Source organism: Ruegeria sp. BF8, from assembly GCF_056538625.1.
In genome coordinates, this window is sequence record NZ_JBQFTL010000002.1 from 470,678 (window position 1) to 485,250 (window position 14,573).

A 14,573-nucleotide genomic window follows, 5' to 3' on the forward strand; every position below is an offset into this window, starting at 1 on the left:
TTGCGCAATGGCTGTTGCCAAATCGCAATGATTGACGCATTTGCGGCTTTGACACAGACCCTTTGGCAGGCGGCGTCAAAAAATATAAGATAACTGGTGCGAAACGCGCGGAAACTGCACCGTAACAAAGATACGAGCGAGGGCATGAGCCTAGGCATCGACGACAAACAGACCGGTCGCGCTCCGCGCATAATGTTCTACAGTCACGATACGTTCGGACTGGGTCATCTCAGACGCTCCCGAGCGCTGGCTGCGGCAATGACGCGGGCGAACCCGCGGGCCTCGGCCCTGATCCTGACGGGCTCGCCCGTTGCCGGGCGCTTCACTTTTCCGCGGCGCGTGGACCATGTACGCCTACCGGGCGTGACAAAGCGGGCCGATGGTTCGTATGCCGCGCGCACGATCGGAATGGGGATTGACGAGGTCACCGAGCTGCGTTCGGGACTGATCCAGACCACCGTGCGCCAATTCGATCCGGACGTCGTCGTCGTCGACAAGGAGCCGACCGGATTCCGAGGCGAACTGCTGCCCACCCTGGAACAGCTGCATCAATCCGGGCGCGCCAAACTGGTGCTGGGTCTTCGCGACGTTCTGGACGAGCCCGAGGTTCTGGCGGCGGAATGGGCCCGAAAGGACGCAGTCGCCGCGACCGAGAAATACTATCACGAAATCTGGGTCTACGGCCTGCGGTCGGTTTATGACCCGACAGAAGGATTGCCGCTCAGCCCGTCGGCGCAGGCGCGGATTCACTGGACCGGCTATCTGCGCCGCGATCTCGGCCCTGTCGGCGAACCTCCCGAGCAGCCCTATATCCTTATCACGCCCGGAGGCGGTGGCGACGGGAAGGCAATGGTCAACCTTGTCCTGTCCGCATATGAAAAAGACCCTGATCTGTCCCCGCGAGCCCTGCTCGTCTATGGCCCTTTCCTGTCGGGTGAGTTGCGCGAAGAATTCGAGGCCCGCGTGGCGGCCCTGAACGGTCGTGTAACGGCGGTCGGGTTCGAATCCCAGATCGAAACCCTGTTCGCCGGCGCGGCGGGTGTGGTCTGCATGGGCGGATACAACACGTTTTGTGAGGTGCTATCGTTTGACAAACGCGCGGTGATCGTCCCGCGAACCACCCCGCGGCTGGAACAGTGGATTCGCGCCTCGCGCGCCGAGGAACTGGGCCTTGTGCGGATGCTGGACGAGACCCGCGATGGGTTGACGGCCGATGCGATGATCACGGCCATTCGCAACCTGCCGCAGCAGCCCCTTCCCTCGCAGGCGATCCGGGCTGGTTTGCTGGATGGCTTGGACTATGTCTCTGATCGGGTCGAAGCCCTGCTGAGCGTGGAACAGGAACGAGCGACCGGATGATCGACGCAGAGCCGAGACTGGCGGTGTTGGTCAAAGGTTGGCCGCGCCTGTCCGAGACGTTCATCGCTCAGGAACTGGTTGCTTTGCAGGATGCCGGCCACGCCTTTGACATCTGGTCATTGCGCCACCCGACCGACACCAAGCGCCACCCCCTGCACGACCGGTTTCAGGGGCAGGTGCATTATCTTCCCGAATACCTGTACCAGGAACCCCAACGCGTATTGGCGGCGAGACGAACCGCACAGGCGCTTCCCGGTTATGCACAGGCCTACCGGGTGTGGCGACAGGATCTGCGCCGCGATCCCACGCACAACCGGATCCGCCGCTTTGGGCAAGCTTGCGTTCTGGCCGCGGAATTGCCCGGCGGTACACGCGCGCTGTATGCCCACTTCCTGCATACCCCGTCCTCGGTTGCCCGCTATGCAGCAATCATGCGCGGCCTGCCGTGGAGCTTTTCGGCTCACGCCAAGGATATCTGGACGTCGCCCGAGTGGGAAAAGCGCGAGAAACTTCATGCTGACACCTTCGGAGCGGCGTTCGGCGCAACCTGCACCGAGATCGGCGCGCGGCACTTGCGCGATCTGGCCGATGACCCCGCCCGTGTGGATCTGATCTATCACGGGCTGGACCTGACGCGATTTCCTGAGCCGCCCGCACGAAAGCTGCGATCCGTCGATGACCGGTTCCATATGGTATCCGTCGGACGACTGGTTGAAAAGAAAGGCTTTGATCGCTTGATCCACGCCTTGGCCATGCTCCCCCCAGAGATCGACTGGCACTGGACCCACATTGGCGGTGGCACCTTGTCGGACAACCTGCGCGGCTTGGCGGAAAATCTGCTTCTGCAGGATCGCATCACCTGGAAAGGCGCCTGCGATCAACCCGAGGTCATTGCGGCCATGCGCGAGGCGGATCTGTTCGTGCTGCCCAGCCGCATCGCCGCGGACGGGGACCGGGACGGACTGCCCAATGTCCTGATGGAAGCCGCGTCGCAAAAACTGCCGATCCTGTCCACTCCGGTCTCGGCCATTCCCGAATTCATCCAGACCAACGTGCACGGCATCTTGTCCGATGACGAACCCAAGGCGCTTGCAGACGCTATTTCCACCCTGGCCGCCGACCCGCAGAAAGCGGCAATCATGGCCGATGCGGCTTATGACCGCTTGCTTGCCAGTTTTCGCATGGACCCTGGCATTGCACGTCTATCCCGCCGCCTGAAAGCCTTGTGCGCGGAGGGTGCCTGATGGTTCGGGTCGCCTTCTATGCGCCGATGAAAGCCCCAGACAGCCCGGTACCATCCGGCGACCGCGAAATGGCTCGCAACCTGATGGCTGCAATCGGGGCCGATGGGCATCTTGTTGATCTGGTCTCGCGGCTGCGCATCTATGACAAGACCGGAGACCCGGACCTTCAGAACCGTCTCTACCGCGAAGCCGCGGCCGAGGCCACCCGACTGAGCACAGAACTGCCTGCGGATACAGGCCTCTGGGTGACCTATCACAACTACTACAAAGCTCCGGACCTTTTGGGGCCCGCGGTCTGCCGGGCGCGGGGAATACCCTATGTTCAGCTTGAGAGCACCCGCGCCATGTCGCGCCTTTCCGGGCCCTGGGCCGGCTTTGCCCAAGCTGCGCACGATGCCTGCGACGCCGCGCAGGTGATCTTCTATCACACAGCAAATGACTTGATCACACTGAAACGCGAGCGGTTCGGTGATCAGTCATTGATTGAACTCCCACCCTTCCTGCCCCGATCGGACCTGCCTCGACCCTCTAGATGCGCGGGGCCGATGCTGACGGTGGGAATGATGCGTTACGGGGACAAGTTGGAGTCTTTCCGCATTCTGGCCGATACGCTGGCATTGCTGAATGGGGATTGGACGCTGAACATCGCCGGCGACGGACCAGCCCGCCCGGATGTCGAGGCTTTGATGGCCCCCTTCGGCACAAGCGTCCGGTTTCTGGGCCTGCTCAGCCGCGATGACCTTGAAACGATCTACTCCGATGCTGCTCTGTTGGTATGGCCGGGCGTCAACGAAGCCTACGGGATGACCTATCTCGAGGCGCAGTCCGCGGGCGTCCCCGTTGTCGCCCAGGATCGCCCGGGAGTGCGCGACGTACTGGCGCCTGCCAATCATCCTGCCCCTGATTACGGCGCCGCCGCGCTGGCCGAGCGAATTGACCGGCTGCTGTCCGATCTCGAACTGCGTCGGAGCGAAGGTCAAAAAGCGCGCGACTACGTGGCCGGCCGTCATTTGATGCCAAACGCAACACGGACGTTCTGGTCGGGTGTTTCTTCGCTGGTAGGGGAGATGTCATGACACGTCTGGCCCTTCTGCGCCACGGTCATACCGCCTGGAACCGCGCAGGGCGCATTCAGGGGCGCAGCGACATCAGCCTCGATGATCAGGCCAAGGCCGAACTGGCCCGATATCGCTTGCCAACTCCTTGGGACCGGGCCGAACTATGGTCCAGCCCCCTGACCCGCGCCAGCGAAACTGCGCGGCTGGTCGCCGGGCGCGAACCCGCAACCTCGGCCGCCCTGGTCGAGATGAATTGGGGCGACTGGGAAGGCCAACGCGGGGAAGACCTGATTGCAGATGCCAACACTGGTTACCGGCATATCGAGGATTGGAGCTGGGAATTTCGTCCCCCCAACGGCGAAAGCCCGGCCGACATTCGCCGCCGCCTTGTGCCATGGCTGTCCAGCCTGACCGGTGACAACGTAGCTGTCTGCCATATCGGAATCATGCGGGTCATCCTGGCGCTTGCCTGGGGGTGGGAGTTCACAGGCCCCGCGCCGTTCCGCATCAAACGCAATCGTCTCTACGTGGTCGATTTGGAGCAAATGCGACCGGAGGCTGAGCCCGTCCAGCTTATCCCGCGCGAGGCCGGGTCATGAGGACCATGATCGTCGTCACCCATCTGCTGGGGACCGGACATCTCAGCCGAGCCTTGACCTTGGGTCGGGCTTTTGCGGATGCCGGACACGACGTGACCGTCGCATCCGGCGGGATGCCCGCACCTCAACTGAACACGGATGGAGTTTCCCTGCTGGCGCTGCCACCCCTGCGTTCGGATGGTACCGATTTCACACGGTTGCTGACGGCCGACGAAGATATTGCAGACGCGGCCTATCTGAACTCCCGCGCTATTGCCCTGACCGAGGCTGTTCGACGAGTAAACCCCGATGTCCTGATAACGGAACTCTATCCCTTCGGCCGCCGTAGCCTGGCCGGCGAATTTCTGGCCCTGCTGTCCACTGCGCGGTCACTGCCGTCCTGTCCGGTTGTTCTGAGTTCGGTCCGGGACATCCTCGCGCCACCGTCGAAACCCGCCAAAGCTGTACGGACCGAAGAAATCATTGTGCGTTTCTATGACGGCGTACTGGTTCATTCCGACCCCGAAATCACGCCGCTGGATGCCAGCTGGCCGGTTACAGGCAACTTGGCCGGACGCCTGTTCTATACGGGCTTTGTTGCCCCGCCTGCGCCGGGTCCTCATGAACAGGGGGAAGGAGCGAATGAAATCCTGGTCAGCGCTGGCGGCGGATCGGTCGGACAACCGATCTTTCGCGCGGCCATCGAGGCCGCTCAAAAGATGCCCAACTGGCGCTGGCGCCTGCTGGTCGGCGGTCAGGATGCCCAAGACCGGATTGCCGAACTGAGGCACATGACAAATGGCGAAAATGTCCTTCTGGAACCCGTACGTCCGGATTTCAGACAAATGCTACCGCTGGCCGCAGCCTCGGTCAGCATGTGCGGGTACAACACCGCCATGGACTTGCTGCAATGCGCGACCCCGGCCGTTCTGATCCCATTTGACGATGGCAAGGAAGTGGAACAGACCCTGAGGGCAAAGAGCCTGGCGCGCCTGCCTGCGGTCGACGTGCTGCCCAGCGCGAAGCTGACCGGAGGGACATTGGCCCAAGCAGTCGACCGCGTCCTGCATCAAGGCTCGCGCGAACCCTTGGATGGCGGGTTTGACGGTGCCCGCAAGTCGGTAGAGATTGCCACCTCGCTCTGGGAGGCTCGGCAATGACAACCGATTGGACACCGCTGCGATCCGAATTGCAGGTGTGGCGAGAGGCTGGGCTTACGCTTCCACTGTGGTGGCGGGACGATGACGCGATCGCGCCCAGCCGGCATTTGGAGCGTTTAGTGGGCCTGTCATCCCGAACCGGGCTGCCGGTTCATTTGGCCATCATTCCACGCGATGCCAGTCAGGATCTGGTCGACCAAATTGCCAACCAGACCAGCTTGGTTCCGGTGGTTCACGGCTGGGCGCACCAGAACCACGCGCCTGAAGGCGAAAAGAAGTCCGAGTTCCGCCTGCATCGTCCGCTCGCCTCGATTGTGTCTGATGCACACCATGGCTTCCTGCGTTTGCAGGAGTCCTTCGGTGATCGTCTGTGCCCGATGTTCGTCCCCCCTTGGAACCGCATCGCGCCCGAAGTGACGGCAGAGCTTGCGGAGATCGGCTATCAGTTCCTGTCCACGGCCACGCCCAGAACGCACGTAGAAGCAGCGCCAGGCCTGACTCAGGTCAATACCCATCTGGATCCGATCGACTGGCGCGGTACGCGAGGGTTGGCCGATCCGAATGCGTTGATCGCCAAAACCGTCTCGATGCTGCAGGATCGCCGCGAGGAACGTGCCGACCCAACCGAACCTTTTGGCGTGTTGACCCATCATCTTGTCCATGATCAACAGATCTGGGACTTTACCGAGGCGCTTCTGGATTGTCTCATGGCGGGCCCCACACGCGTCTGGTCCGCAGGACCACACTGATTACCCGAGGAGACATTGATGAGCCGACTGGATTCCATGCTGCGACGCCTGACCGCCCAGCGCGACGGGCTGAACTGGGCTGCGGCGCGGATCAAAGGGCTGAAAGGCGATGTTCTGGACATGGGTTTGGGCAACGGCCGCACCTATGACCACCTGCGCGAGATCCTGCCCGACCGGCGCATCTGGGTCATGGACCGGGTTCTGCAATGTCACCCGGACAGCACCCCTCCGGCCGAAGATTTTCTGCAGGGCGAGGCTGAACCGATGCTGAAGAAGCTGGCCGAAGATGGCCCGCGGATCGCATTGGCGCATTATGATTTCGGTCGCGGGATCAAACACGAAGACGTGGCCGAAGCGGCGAGGCTCAGCAAGCTGATTGGCTCGGTCATGGTTCCAGGCGGTTTGCTGATATCCGGCCAACCGCTGGAAGGGTTCGAGCAGATCAACGGCCCGGACTCCATCGCGCCGGACCGCTATCTGTTCTACTTGGCCTGATCAAGCCACGCGCTGCCCGCGCGACCAGACCGCGGTCAGGGCCGGGACGTCGCCCCGCATTCGAAAACGGATCAGGTCTGCCCGCAGCCCCGGTTTCAGAGCGCCGCGATCCGCAAGGCCCGCCGCCTGTGCCGGAGCCCGTGTGACAGTGGCGATGCCACGCGCCATGTCATCCCAGATGCGCCCAAGAGTAACGGCTGACAGCAGCAAGGCTGACGGCACATAGTCCGACGACAGAATGTCCAAACACCCCAAGTCGGCCAGTTCCCGTGCTGCCACATTCCCAGAATGTGACCCGCCCCGGATCAGGTTTGGCGCGCCCATCATGACCTGAATGTCATGAACGTGACAGGCCCGTGCGGCCTCGACCGTCGTTGGGAATTCGGCCAGCCGAATGCCATGACGGGCGGATGTCGCCACTTGCGCCTCGGTCGTGTCGTCGTGGCTGGCCAGAACCGCTCCGAAGCGGCGCGCGGCGTCCACGGCCTCTTGCTCATGGCGGTCTCCATTGCGGTCCCTCAGCCCCCGCAACTGGTTGAGGTGCCGTGCGAACATGTCGTCATCCATAGCGTACTTGCCTTTGAGATAGGCTTCGAACTTGGACAGGTCCCTAAACTGGCGCTGGCCGGGCGTGTGATCCATCAACGAAACGATGCCAACCCGGTCTTCTGGACCGAATTCCTGCAATTCCTCGACCAGCGTCTCAGAACAGACTTCGGCGCGCAGATGCAGAAAGTGGCTGATCTTGAGTGCGTCCTGCTCTCGCAACTCCCACAGCTCGCGCGACAGTCCGCGCGCGTATTTCAGATACCGTCCAGCACCGGAGGGGATCGACCCCACCCGCATGGCGTCAAAGACCGTCGTGATCCCGGTGCTGGCCAGTTCCGCGTCATGCGCCAGAATGGCTGCGGCATGGGGCCAGTCCACCTTGGGCCGCGGCTGGATGTGGCGTTCCAGGTTGTCGGTGTGCAACTCGACCAGGCCGGGCGACACATAGTCCCCACCACAGTCAATCGCGCCTTTCGGAACAGCCGCGCCGGTGTCTATGTCAGCGATCGTCTGGCCAACGATACGGACACACCCCCGGACGGTCTCATCCGGCAGAACAAGCAACGCATTGGCAAGGGTCAGTTCATCTGTCATCGGATTTTCACGTGGTTTGAGGTAAGGAGAGGCCACGCAACAGGAGGCCATTGTGAATTTTGCGCGATACGCGATCTATTTCGTTCCCCCAGCCCAATCCGACTGGAGCAGGTTTGCAACCGCGTGGCTGGGGTGGGACATCGATGCGGGACGGACCGTCGACCATCCGGCCATCGACGGGTTGGACGTCGCCTCGGTAACACAAGTGCCGCGCAAATACGGGCTTCATGCCACGATGAAGCCGCCGTTTCGCTTGCGTGAAGATCAGTCGCTGTCTGCTTTGCAGGATACCTGCGCTCGTCTGGCCGGTAAATTCGCCCCCGTTTCGCTGGACGGGCTCGAAGTTGCACGCCTTGGTCGGTTTCTTGCTTTGCGGCCCGTGGGCGACACACGAGACCTGAACGCGCTTGCGGCGGCTTGCGTCCGCGACCTGGACCCTTTTCGTGCCCCGGCCTCGGAAACCGAGATGAACCGGCGCCGAGCGGCCGGGTTGACCATGGAGCAGGACGCAAATCTGACGAATTGGGGCTACCCATACGTTCTGGAGGCTTTCCGTTTTCACATCACCCTGTCCGGTCGCCTGAGCAAACCGATGCTGGCAAACGTGCAAACCGTGCTGAACCAACGGCTTGTCCCATTGCTGCCAGCCCCTTTTGACATAGGGGAACTGGCCCTTGTGGGCGAGGCTGAAGACGGGCGGTTCCATATGCTTCAACGGTACGCCCTTTCGGGTTGAAGACCGGACAAGATGGTTTCAACGGTCGCATCCAGTGACCCGGAATTGTCGACCTCGATCACGTGGTTCAAGCCTTCGGGCAGGGCTGCAGTGGCGCGCCCCAAACGCCGGGCTTGATCAGCCGCGCTTTCCCGGCCGCGCACTGCCAGACGTTGTGCCAGAACCTTTGGTTCGGCCGTCAGGGATATCACGATCAGCTCTCGAAATTCCTTCTGCGCCTCGGGCAACACAGCCCTTGAGAGGTTGACCAGAACCGCATCGGCCCTTCGGCGTTGGTCCGTGATCGCAACGGGTATGCCGTAGTGCAGCCCGTGCGCGGCCCAGCACAGAACAAAGCTGCCCTCTTGGACCATTGTTTGAAACGCCCGGTCGGACACGCGGTCAAAATCCTCACCGCCTTCGCCATGGGGACGGGTGATGACTCTACGCACCCTTTCGAAGTTCGACGCGCGCGCCAGCAGTGCTTGGATCACGCTGTCTTTTCCAACACCCGAAGGCCCGACAACTGCAATGACCGGGGCCATCTTCATGCCGCCGCCCCCGGCGCAAACTGCGTGACGTCGACCACGCGGCTGCAGACCCGGTCACGGGCCTCTTGGTCGTGGAATATCCCAATGATCGCCGCGCCGCGGGCCTTTGCCTCTTGGATCAGGGACAGCACGGTTTCGCGGTTTCGTGCGTCAAGGCTGGCCGTGGGTTCATCCAGCAACAGAGCCGGATAGTCATGCGCAAAACCACGCGCGATGTTCACCCGTTGCTGTTCACCGCCCGAAAATGTCGTGGGACTGAGGCGCCAAAGCGGTTCCGGGATATTCAGGCGCTGAAGGAGGCCCGCTGCCTTGTCCAGTGCGGTCTGCCGCTCGCACCCCTGAACCAGAAGCGGTTCGGCCACGACCTCCAGCGTCGGCACCCGCGGCACCACGCGCAGGAACTGACTGACATAGCCCAGGGTCTCCCGGCGGAGTTGCAGGATCTCGCGCGGTTGAGCCCGGGCGACGTCGAGGCCGCCCACCCGCACCTGCCCCGAGGCCGCCAGGTAGTTGCCGTAGATCACCCGCATCAGTGTGGACTTCCCGGCCCCGCTGGCCCCGGTCAGGGCCACGCATTCTCCGGCCCTGACCTTTAGCGACGCGCCCGCCATCACCGGGATCACGGCGCCGTCCTGATTGTGCAGGGTAAAGCTCTTGCTCACGTCGATCAGTTCAATCATCGGATTTCATCTTTTCTGTAGCATTCAAACCTGCAGGACGCTGGACACAAGCAGTTGCGTATAGGCATGCTGCGGGTCGTCCAGCACCTGATCGGTCAGCCCCGCCTCGACCACCTCGCCATCCTTCATCACCATCAAGCGATCCGCCAGCAGCCGCACCACGGCAAGATCATGGGTGACGATGATGGCGCTCAGCCCCATCTCGCGCACCAGACCGCGCAGCAGGTCCAGCAGCCGCGCCTGCACCGAGACGTCCAGCCCACCGGTCGGTTCATCCATGAAAACCAGCCGCGGACCGGTCACCAGGTTGCGCGCGATCTGCAACCGTTGCTGCATGCCGCCCGAAAACGCGCTGGGGCGGTCGTCCACGCGGCTTTCCGCTATCTCGACCCGGCCCAGCCAATCCAAAGCCTGCCCGCGGATCTGGCCATAGTTCCGGCTCCCCACGGCCATCAGCCGTTCGCCGATATTGCCGCCGGCGCTGACCGACATGCGCAGCCCGTCGCGGGCATGTTGATGCACAAAGGCCCAGTCGGTGCGCCCCAGCATCCGGCGGGCCGGTTCCGACATCGTGACCGTGTCCACCGGCCCGTCGGCGCGGGTATCAAAGATCACCTGCCCGGCATCCGACTTAAGATGCCCAGCCAGACAGTTCAGCAGGGTCGACTTGCCCGACCCGCTTTCGCCGACGATCCCCATTACTTCACCGGGGTAGAGGTCGAAACTGACATCCCTGCAGCCGATCCGCGCGCCATAGCGCTTCTCGATGCCTTTGACCTGCAAGAGCGGGGTCATGCCGCATCCTCCTGCGCCAAACGGCCTTGGTGTCCGGCCTCGCGGCGGGACCGGCAGAAATCGGTGTCCGAACACACGAACATCCGGTTGCCTGCATCGTCCGTGATCACCTCGTCCAGGTAACTGTCTTCGGCCCCGCACAGATCGCAGGCGTGATCGGCCTTGCTGGCCTCGAACGGGTAGTCCTCGAAATCGAGGCTGACCACCCGCGTATGCGGCGGCACCGCATAAATGCGCTGCTCGCGCCCGGCCCCGAACAGCTGGATCGCGTCCATTTCCAGTTTCGGATTGTCGAATTTCGGGATCGGAGACGGGTCCATCACATAGCGGTCGGCCACCCGGACCGGATAGGCATAGGCCGTGGAAATCGCGCCGTGCTGGCTGATGTCTTCGTAGAGCTTCACATGCATCAACCCGTATTCCTGCAGGCTGTGCATCTTGCGCGTCTCCGTCTCGCGCGGTTCCAGAAACCGCAGCGGTTCGGGGATCGGGACCTGATAGACCAGGATCTGATCGTCGCGCAGCCTGGCCTCGGGGATACGGTGGCGGGTTTGGATGATGGTCGCCTTCCCGGTCTCTTCGGTCGTGGCCACGCCCGCCGTCTTCTCAAAGAACTTGCGGATCGACACAGCATTGGTCGTGTCATCTGCTCCCTGATCGATCACCTTGAACACATCGTCCGGTGTCAGCGTCGCGGCCGAGACCTGAACCCCGCCCGTGCCCCAACCATAAGGCATGGGCATCTCACGGCTGGCAAACGGCACCTGATAACCCGGAACGGCCAAGCCCTTGAGAATGGCCCGGCGGATCATCCGCTTGGTTTGTTCGTCCAAATATGCGAAGTTATACTCATTCATTTGATGTATCACTTTCGTTTTTTGGTGTTGTTGTGGACGGTTTTCTGGTTACCTCGGCCTTCGCGGTCGTCATGCTCTACTTTCTCTGGCGCAGGATACATTCCCAGCGACGGCGCCGGGCCATGCGGCGGGACGCGCGAGGCGAATGGTCTGCGATCAGCGCGGACGCGCCACGCCGGGCTGCGGCTGGCAGGGCATCTCGGCCGGCGGACAGGATGCAGGAAGGGCACTGAAGTCATTCGGCGGCCTCGCGCGGTTCCAGGCGTTCTTCGGCTTCGCGGCGCAATTTGCGCACCAGTTCCAATTCGGACTGGAAATCGACGTAATGCGGCAGTTTGATATGCTCCAAAAAGCCGGTCGCCTGAATGTTGTCAGCATGGCTGAGGACGAATTCCTGATCCTGCGCCGGGGCGCCCAGATCGTCTTCGCCCAATTCCTCCCAGCGCAAGGCGCGGTCCACCAGCGCCATGGCAATGGCTTTGCGCTCGGACTGGCCGAAGACCAGCCCATAGCCGCGCGTAAATTGCGGCGGCTCGGTCTTTGATCCCTTGAACTGGTTCACCGTTTCGCATTCGGTCAGGGCGATCTCTCCGATCTCGATCGCGAAGCCCAGTTCGGGGATATCCATCTCGACCGCGACGGTGCCGATGCGCAGCTCACCCACGAAAGCGTGGTTGCGGGCATAGCCGCGCTGGGTCGAATAGGCCATGCCCAGCACGAACCCCTCGTCCCCGCGCGTCAGTGCTTGCAGGCGCAGGGGGCGGTCCGCCGGGAACTCCATCGGTTCGCGCGTTAGGTCGCCGGGCGGTTTATCGCTGGCGGGTTCGTCCTGGATCAGGCCTTCGTCCTTCAGGAATTTGGTGATGTGCGGGGCCGGTTCATGGCGCGGCGCGGCGGTGAGGGCCTCAGGCACCGCGCCGTCGGCGGCCAGTTTGAAATCCAACAGGCGGTGCGTGTAGTCGAAGGTCGGGCCCAGAACCTGCCCGCCCGGCGCATCCTTGAACGTGGCCGAGATCCGGCGGTCGCAGGCCATGCCGCCGGTATCGACCGGGGTCGAATAACCAAACCGCGGCAGGGTGGTGCGGTAGGCGCGGATCAGAAAGATCCCCTCGATCAGATCACCCCGCGCCTGTTTGATCGCCAGCGCGGCCAGATCGGGATCGTACAGAGAGCCCTCGGCCATCACGCGGTTCACCGCAAGGCTGAGCTGTTCACGGATCTGGGCCAAGGACAATTCGGCCACGCCGGGATCGCCCCGGCGTTCCTCTGCCAGCCAGGCATGGGCGTTTTCAATCGCCTTTTCGCCCCCTTTGACGGCTACGTACATGGCCTAACCCTCGGGCTGGATGCGGGTGCTGCGCGGCAGGGCCGCAACCATATCCCCGCAGGTGAAGAAGAAATCGCACCCCAAGGGGTACAGGTCCGAATTGGCCTGAACCGCCGCGACATCGGGCACGGCCAGGCGCGCAGTGTCGCGTATGCCCGGCCCTCGCAATCCGGCACCGGAAAGGTCTAGCGCGTCACACTCCACGATCAGGGTGGCGGATCGGTCGGGGTATTCCGGCGTTCCGATCAGGTATTGGTCCAGCGGCACAAGGTCCTGCCAGCAGCCAACGGCGAAATCGGCCTGCGCGGCGGGCACGAGGGGCGCACCGGTGTGGAAGGTCAGCCATTGGCGAATGGCCGGGTTGTCGGCCCCGCGCGCCAGATAAACGCCCGTGTCCGGGTCGCACAGCGTCAGCAGCAGCGTTCCCGCGGCGACCGACAGGCCGTCGGGCGGGGTCGCGCCGACCAGCTGCCGCAACTCACCCGGCCGCGCCATCACGGTCATGGCCGCACGAAAGGCGTGGGCCGCCTGAACCGGCGCATCGGTGAAACCGCCTGAAAAACGGGTCTGTGGGGTCATTGATCCTCTCCCCGAACCATCGTGAAGAACTCGACCTTGGTGGCCGCAGCCTTGGCGGCCCGGGCCGTTCTGGCCGCCTGGACCTGGCGGGTCAGCGGCTCCAGGATTCTCGCCCGCACCGCGTCGGCGTGCCCGGTCTGCATCAGCGCGTCGATCAGAGCGGCGGTTTCGGCATGGGTCTTGTCGCGCCCCTGCACATATCCGTGGCCCTCGGTTCCGTCAGGCAGAACCAGAGCGCAGCGCGTGACTGTCATCTCGCCCAGATTGAAGGGCGCGCCCGAGCCGCCTGCCCGCCCCCGCACCATGACGCCGCCGATCTCGGGCGTGCGCAACCACTGGAATTCGGAACTTGCGCCATAGGCGGTCCACAAGGCAGCCAGCGCCTCGGCCGGCGCACGTGCCAGAAGGCCCAGCCAGGCCCGTCGATCACCCGTCGCGATTTTTATCTGATCCGCCATCAAAGCCTCTTGGCCAAGTTGTCTACAACTACTATACAACTAGACAAATAATAGCGGAGCAAAGGGTGACTCGCAACGAATATGCTGTGAAGTTTTGATGACATGAGCCAAACACCGATCTGGAAGACCATCGCGCTGGCGCTGACCGCCGACATCGCCGAGGGGCGCTTTGCAACCGGCGACCGCCTGCCGACCGAGGCGCAGTTGGCCGCGACCCACGGCGTGAACCGCCACACGGTGCGCCGGGCCCTGGCCGAACTGGCCAAGCAAGGGCTGGTGCATCCCCGCCGCGGGGCAGGCGTGTTTGTTTCGGCAGCCGCAACCGATTACCCGATCGGCAAACGGGTCCGGTACCACCAGAACATCTCGGCCAGCGGCAAGATCCCGGGCAAGCAGGTGCTGTCGCTGATCACCCGCGCCGCCGACAAGACCGAGGCCGAGGCGCTGGCCCTGGCCCCCGGCGACCCGGTGCATGTCTATGACGGGTTGTCGCTGGCCGATGGCCAACCGATCGCGGTGTTCCAAAGCGTCTTTCCCGCCGCGCGCCTGCCCGACCTGCCCGAAGCGCTGGCCCAGAACGGCTCGGTCACGCGGGCGCTGCGGCACTGCGGCGTGGCGGATTATACCCGCATCTCGACGCGCCTGACCGCCCGCGCGGCTGATGCGATTCAGGCCCGGCACCTGCACCTGATCGAGGGCGCGCCGGTTCTGCATTCGGTCGGCATCAACGCCGATCCGCAGGGGCATCCGGTTGAATACGGCAAGACCGTCTTTGCGGGCGAGCGGGTCACTCTGACGCTGGATGACGATCACGGGTGATGCCGG

Annotated in this window: 17 protein-coding genes; 9 read left to right on the forward strand and 8 right to left on the reverse strand. The window is 63.2% G+C overall.

Annotated features, from left to right (window positions below; all coding sequences use genetic code 11):
• The first annotated feature begins 144 nt into the window (after positions 1–144).
• Genes ACR0LD_RS09860 through ACR0LD_RS09890 form a run of 7 tightly spaced genes read left to right on the forward strand, consistent with a single transcriptional unit; the run spans position 145 to position 6,643 of the window.
• Entirely contained in the window at positions 145–1,359 is a 1,215-nt protein-coding gene (locus tag ACR0LD_RS09860) for a glycosyltransferase family protein (protein WP_170340379.1), read from the forward strand.
• On the forward strand, positions 1,356–2,603 hold the full coding sequence (locus tag ACR0LD_RS09865; protein ID WP_480636680.1) for a glycosyltransferase family 4 protein: 1,248 nt from the start codon (positions 1,356–1,358) through the stop codon (positions 2,601–2,603). The genes ACR0LD_RS09860 and ACR0LD_RS09865 overlap by 4 nt, the downstream gene beginning before the upstream one ends.
• Positions 2,603–3,679 (forward strand): glycosyltransferase family 4 protein, encoded by a 1,077-nt coding sequence (locus ACR0LD_RS09870; protein WP_480636682.1) that lies wholly within the window; start codon positions 2,603–2,605, stop codon positions 3,677–3,679. Before ACR0LD_RS09865 ends, ACR0LD_RS09870 begins: the two co-directional genes overlap by 1 nt.
• Entirely contained in the window at positions 3,676–4,260 is a 585-nt protein-coding gene (locus ACR0LD_RS09875; protein ID WP_480636684.1) for a histidine phosphatase family protein, read from the forward strand. The genes ACR0LD_RS09870 and ACR0LD_RS09875 overlap by 4 nt, the downstream gene beginning before the upstream one ends.
• Positions 4,257–5,399: a glycosyltransferase family protein gene (locus ACR0LD_RS09880; protein ID WP_480636685.1), complete on the forward strand. Its 1,143-nt coding sequence runs from the start codon at positions 4,257–4,259 to the stop codon at positions 5,397–5,399. The genes ACR0LD_RS09875 and ACR0LD_RS09880 overlap by 4 nt, the downstream gene beginning before the upstream one ends.
• Positions 5,396–6,148 (forward strand): polysaccharide deacetylase family protein, encoded by a 753-nt coding sequence (locus tag ACR0LD_RS09885; protein ID WP_170444386.1) that lies wholly within the window; start codon positions 5,396–5,398, stop codon positions 6,146–6,148. Before ACR0LD_RS09880 ends, ACR0LD_RS09885 begins: the two co-directional genes overlap by 4 nt.
• A gap of 18 nt (positions 6,149–6,166) precedes the next feature.
• A complete protein-coding gene (locus tag ACR0LD_RS09890) occupies positions 6,167–6,643 on the forward strand; it encodes a class I SAM-dependent methyltransferase (RefSeq protein ID WP_093964551.1) in 477 nt (158 codons plus the stop codon).
• Here ACR0LD_RS09890 and ACR0LD_RS09895 read toward each other — a convergent pair whose 3' ends face one another.
• The gene (locus ACR0LD_RS09895; RefSeq protein ID WP_480636687.1) at positions 6,644–7,786 is read right to left on the reverse strand and encodes an alpha-D-ribose 1-methylphosphonate 5-triphosphate diphosphatase; all 1,143 of its coding nucleotides are present in this window, start codon (positions 7,784–7,786) and stop codon (positions 6,644–6,646) included. It abuts the gene before it with no gap.
• A 52-nt stretch (positions 7,787–7,838) separates the two neighbouring features.
• Here ACR0LD_RS09895 and ACR0LD_RS09900 point away from each other — a divergent pair, with 52 nt between their 5' ends.
• Positions 7,839–8,522 carry a DUF1045 domain-containing protein gene (locus ACR0LD_RS09900; protein ID WP_480636688.1) on the forward strand — a complete coding sequence of 228 codons (684 nt, stop codon included), beginning with the start codon at positions 7,839–7,841 and terminating at the stop codon, positions 8,520–8,522.
• Here the strand turns inward: ACR0LD_RS09900 and phnN are convergent.
• From phnN to phnG, 7 genes are all read right to left on the reverse strand, one after another.
• Entirely contained in the window at positions 8,498–9,052 is a 555-nt protein-coding gene (phnN, locus tag ACR0LD_RS09905) for a phosphonate metabolism protein/1,5-bisphosphokinase (PRPP-forming) PhnN (protein WP_170451063.1), read from the reverse strand. The genes ACR0LD_RS09900 and phnN overlap by 25 nt on opposite strands.
• Positions 9,049–9,732 carry a phosphonate C-P lyase system protein PhnL gene (gene phnL, locus ACR0LD_RS09910; RefSeq protein ID WP_170451065.1) on the reverse strand — a complete coding sequence of 228 codons (684 nt, stop codon included), beginning with the start codon at positions 9,730–9,732 and terminating at the stop codon, positions 9,049–9,051. The genes phnN and phnL overlap by 4 nt, the downstream gene beginning before the upstream one ends.
• A 24-nt stretch (positions 9,733–9,756) precedes the next feature.
• Positions 9,757–10,527 (reverse strand): phosphonate C-P lyase system protein PhnK, encoded by a 771-nt coding sequence (phnK, locus tag ACR0LD_RS09915; protein WP_170357044.1) that lies wholly within the window; start codon positions 10,525–10,527, stop codon positions 9,757–9,759.
• Complete coding sequence (locus tag ACR0LD_RS09920; protein ID WP_174819621.1) at positions 10,524–11,384, reverse strand: alpha-D-ribose 1-methylphosphonate 5-phosphate C-P-lyase PhnJ; 861 nt, start codon at positions 11,382–11,384, stop codon at positions 10,524–10,526. Before ACR0LD_RS09920 ends, phnK begins: the two co-directional genes overlap by 4 nt.
• Before the next feature lie 235 nt (positions 11,385–11,619).
• Entirely contained in the window at positions 11,620–12,711 is a 1,092-nt protein-coding gene (locus ACR0LD_RS09925; protein ID WP_480636691.1) for a carbon-phosphorus lyase complex subunit, read from the reverse strand.
• A gap of 3 nt (positions 12,712–12,714) precedes the next feature.
• Positions 12,715–13,290, reverse strand: coding sequence for a phosphonate C-P lyase system protein PhnH (phnH, locus tag ACR0LD_RS09930; protein WP_480636693.1), 576 nt, complete (start codon positions 13,288–13,290; stop codon positions 12,715–12,717).
• Positions 13,287–13,748, reverse strand: a complete 462-nt coding sequence (gene phnG, locus ACR0LD_RS09935; RefSeq protein ID WP_480636695.1) for a phosphonate C-P lyase system protein PhnG — start codon at positions 13,746–13,748, stop codon at positions 13,287–13,289. The genes phnH and phnG overlap by 4 nt, the downstream gene beginning before the upstream one ends.
• A gap of 102 nt (positions 13,749–13,850) precedes the next feature.
• Between phnG and phnF the strand changes: the two genes are divergently transcribed.
• The gene (phnF, locus tag ACR0LD_RS09940; RefSeq protein WP_170527506.1) at positions 13,851–14,567 is read left to right on the forward strand and encodes a phosphonate metabolism transcriptional regulator PhnF; all 717 of its coding nucleotides are present in this window, start codon (positions 13,851–13,853) and stop codon (positions 14,565–14,567) included.
• The last annotated feature ends 6 nt before the right edge of the window (positions 14,568–14,573 follow it).

Bases quoted from the DNA above. Each gene is read 5' to 3' on its own strand.
- ACR0LD_RS09860 (WP_170340379.1), top strand. From the start codon at position 145: ATGAGCCTAGGCATCGACGACAAACAGACCGGTCGCGCTCCGCGCATA.
- ACR0LD_RS09865 (WP_480636680.1), top strand. From the start codon at position 1,356: ATGATCGACGCAGAGCCGAGACTGGCGGTGTTGGTCAAAGGTTGGCCG.
- ACR0LD_RS09870 (WP_480636682.1), top strand. From the start codon at position 2,603: ATGGTTCGGGTCGCCTTCTATGCGCCGATGAAAGCCCCAGACAGCCCG.
- ACR0LD_RS09875 (WP_480636684.1), top strand. From the start codon at position 3,676: ATGACACGTCTGGCCCTTCTGCGCCACGGTCATACCGCCTGGAACCGC.
- ACR0LD_RS09880 (WP_480636685.1), top strand. From the start codon at position 4,257: ATGAGGACCATGATCGTCGTCACCCATCTGCTGGGGACCGGACATCTC.
- ACR0LD_RS09885 (WP_170444386.1), top strand. From the start codon at position 5,396: ATGACAACCGATTGGACACCGCTGCGATCCGAATTGCAGGTGTGGCGA.
- ACR0LD_RS09890 (WP_093964551.1), top strand. From the start codon at position 6,167: ATGAGCCGACTGGATTCCATGCTGCGACGCCTGACCGCCCAGCGCGAC.
- ACR0LD_RS09895 (WP_480636687.1), bottom strand. From the start codon at position 7,786: ATGACAGATGAACTGACCCTTGCCAATGCGTTGCTTGTTCTGCCGGAT.
- phnN (WP_170451063.1), bottom strand. From the start codon at position 9,052: ATGAAGATGGCCCCGGTCATTGCAGTTGTCGGGCCTTCGGGTGTTGGA.
- phnL (WP_170451065.1), bottom strand. From the start codon at position 9,732: ATGATTGAACTGATCGACGTGAGCAAGAGCTTTACCCTGCACAATCAG.
- phnK (WP_170357044.1), bottom strand. From the start codon at position 10,527: ATGACCCCGCTCTTGCAGGTCAAAGGCATCGAGAAGCGCTATGGCGCG.
- ACR0LD_RS09920 (WP_174819621.1), bottom strand. From the start codon at position 11,384: ATGAATGAGTATAACTTCGCATATTTGGACGAACAAACCAAGCGGATG.
- ACR0LD_RS09925 (WP_480636691.1), bottom strand. From the start codon at position 12,711: ATGTACGTAGCCGTCAAAGGGGGCGAAAAGGCGATTGAAAACGCCCAT.
- phnH (WP_480636693.1), bottom strand. From the start codon at position 13,290: ATGACCCCACAGACCCGTTTTTCAGGCGGTTTCACCGATGCGCCGGTT.
- phnG (WP_480636695.1), bottom strand. From the start codon at position 13,748: ATGGCGGATCAGATAAAAATCGCGACGGGTGATCGACGGGCCTGGCTG.
- phnF (WP_170527506.1), top strand. From the start codon at position 13,851: ATGAGCCAAACACCGATCTGGAAGACCATCGCGCTGGCGCTGACCGCC.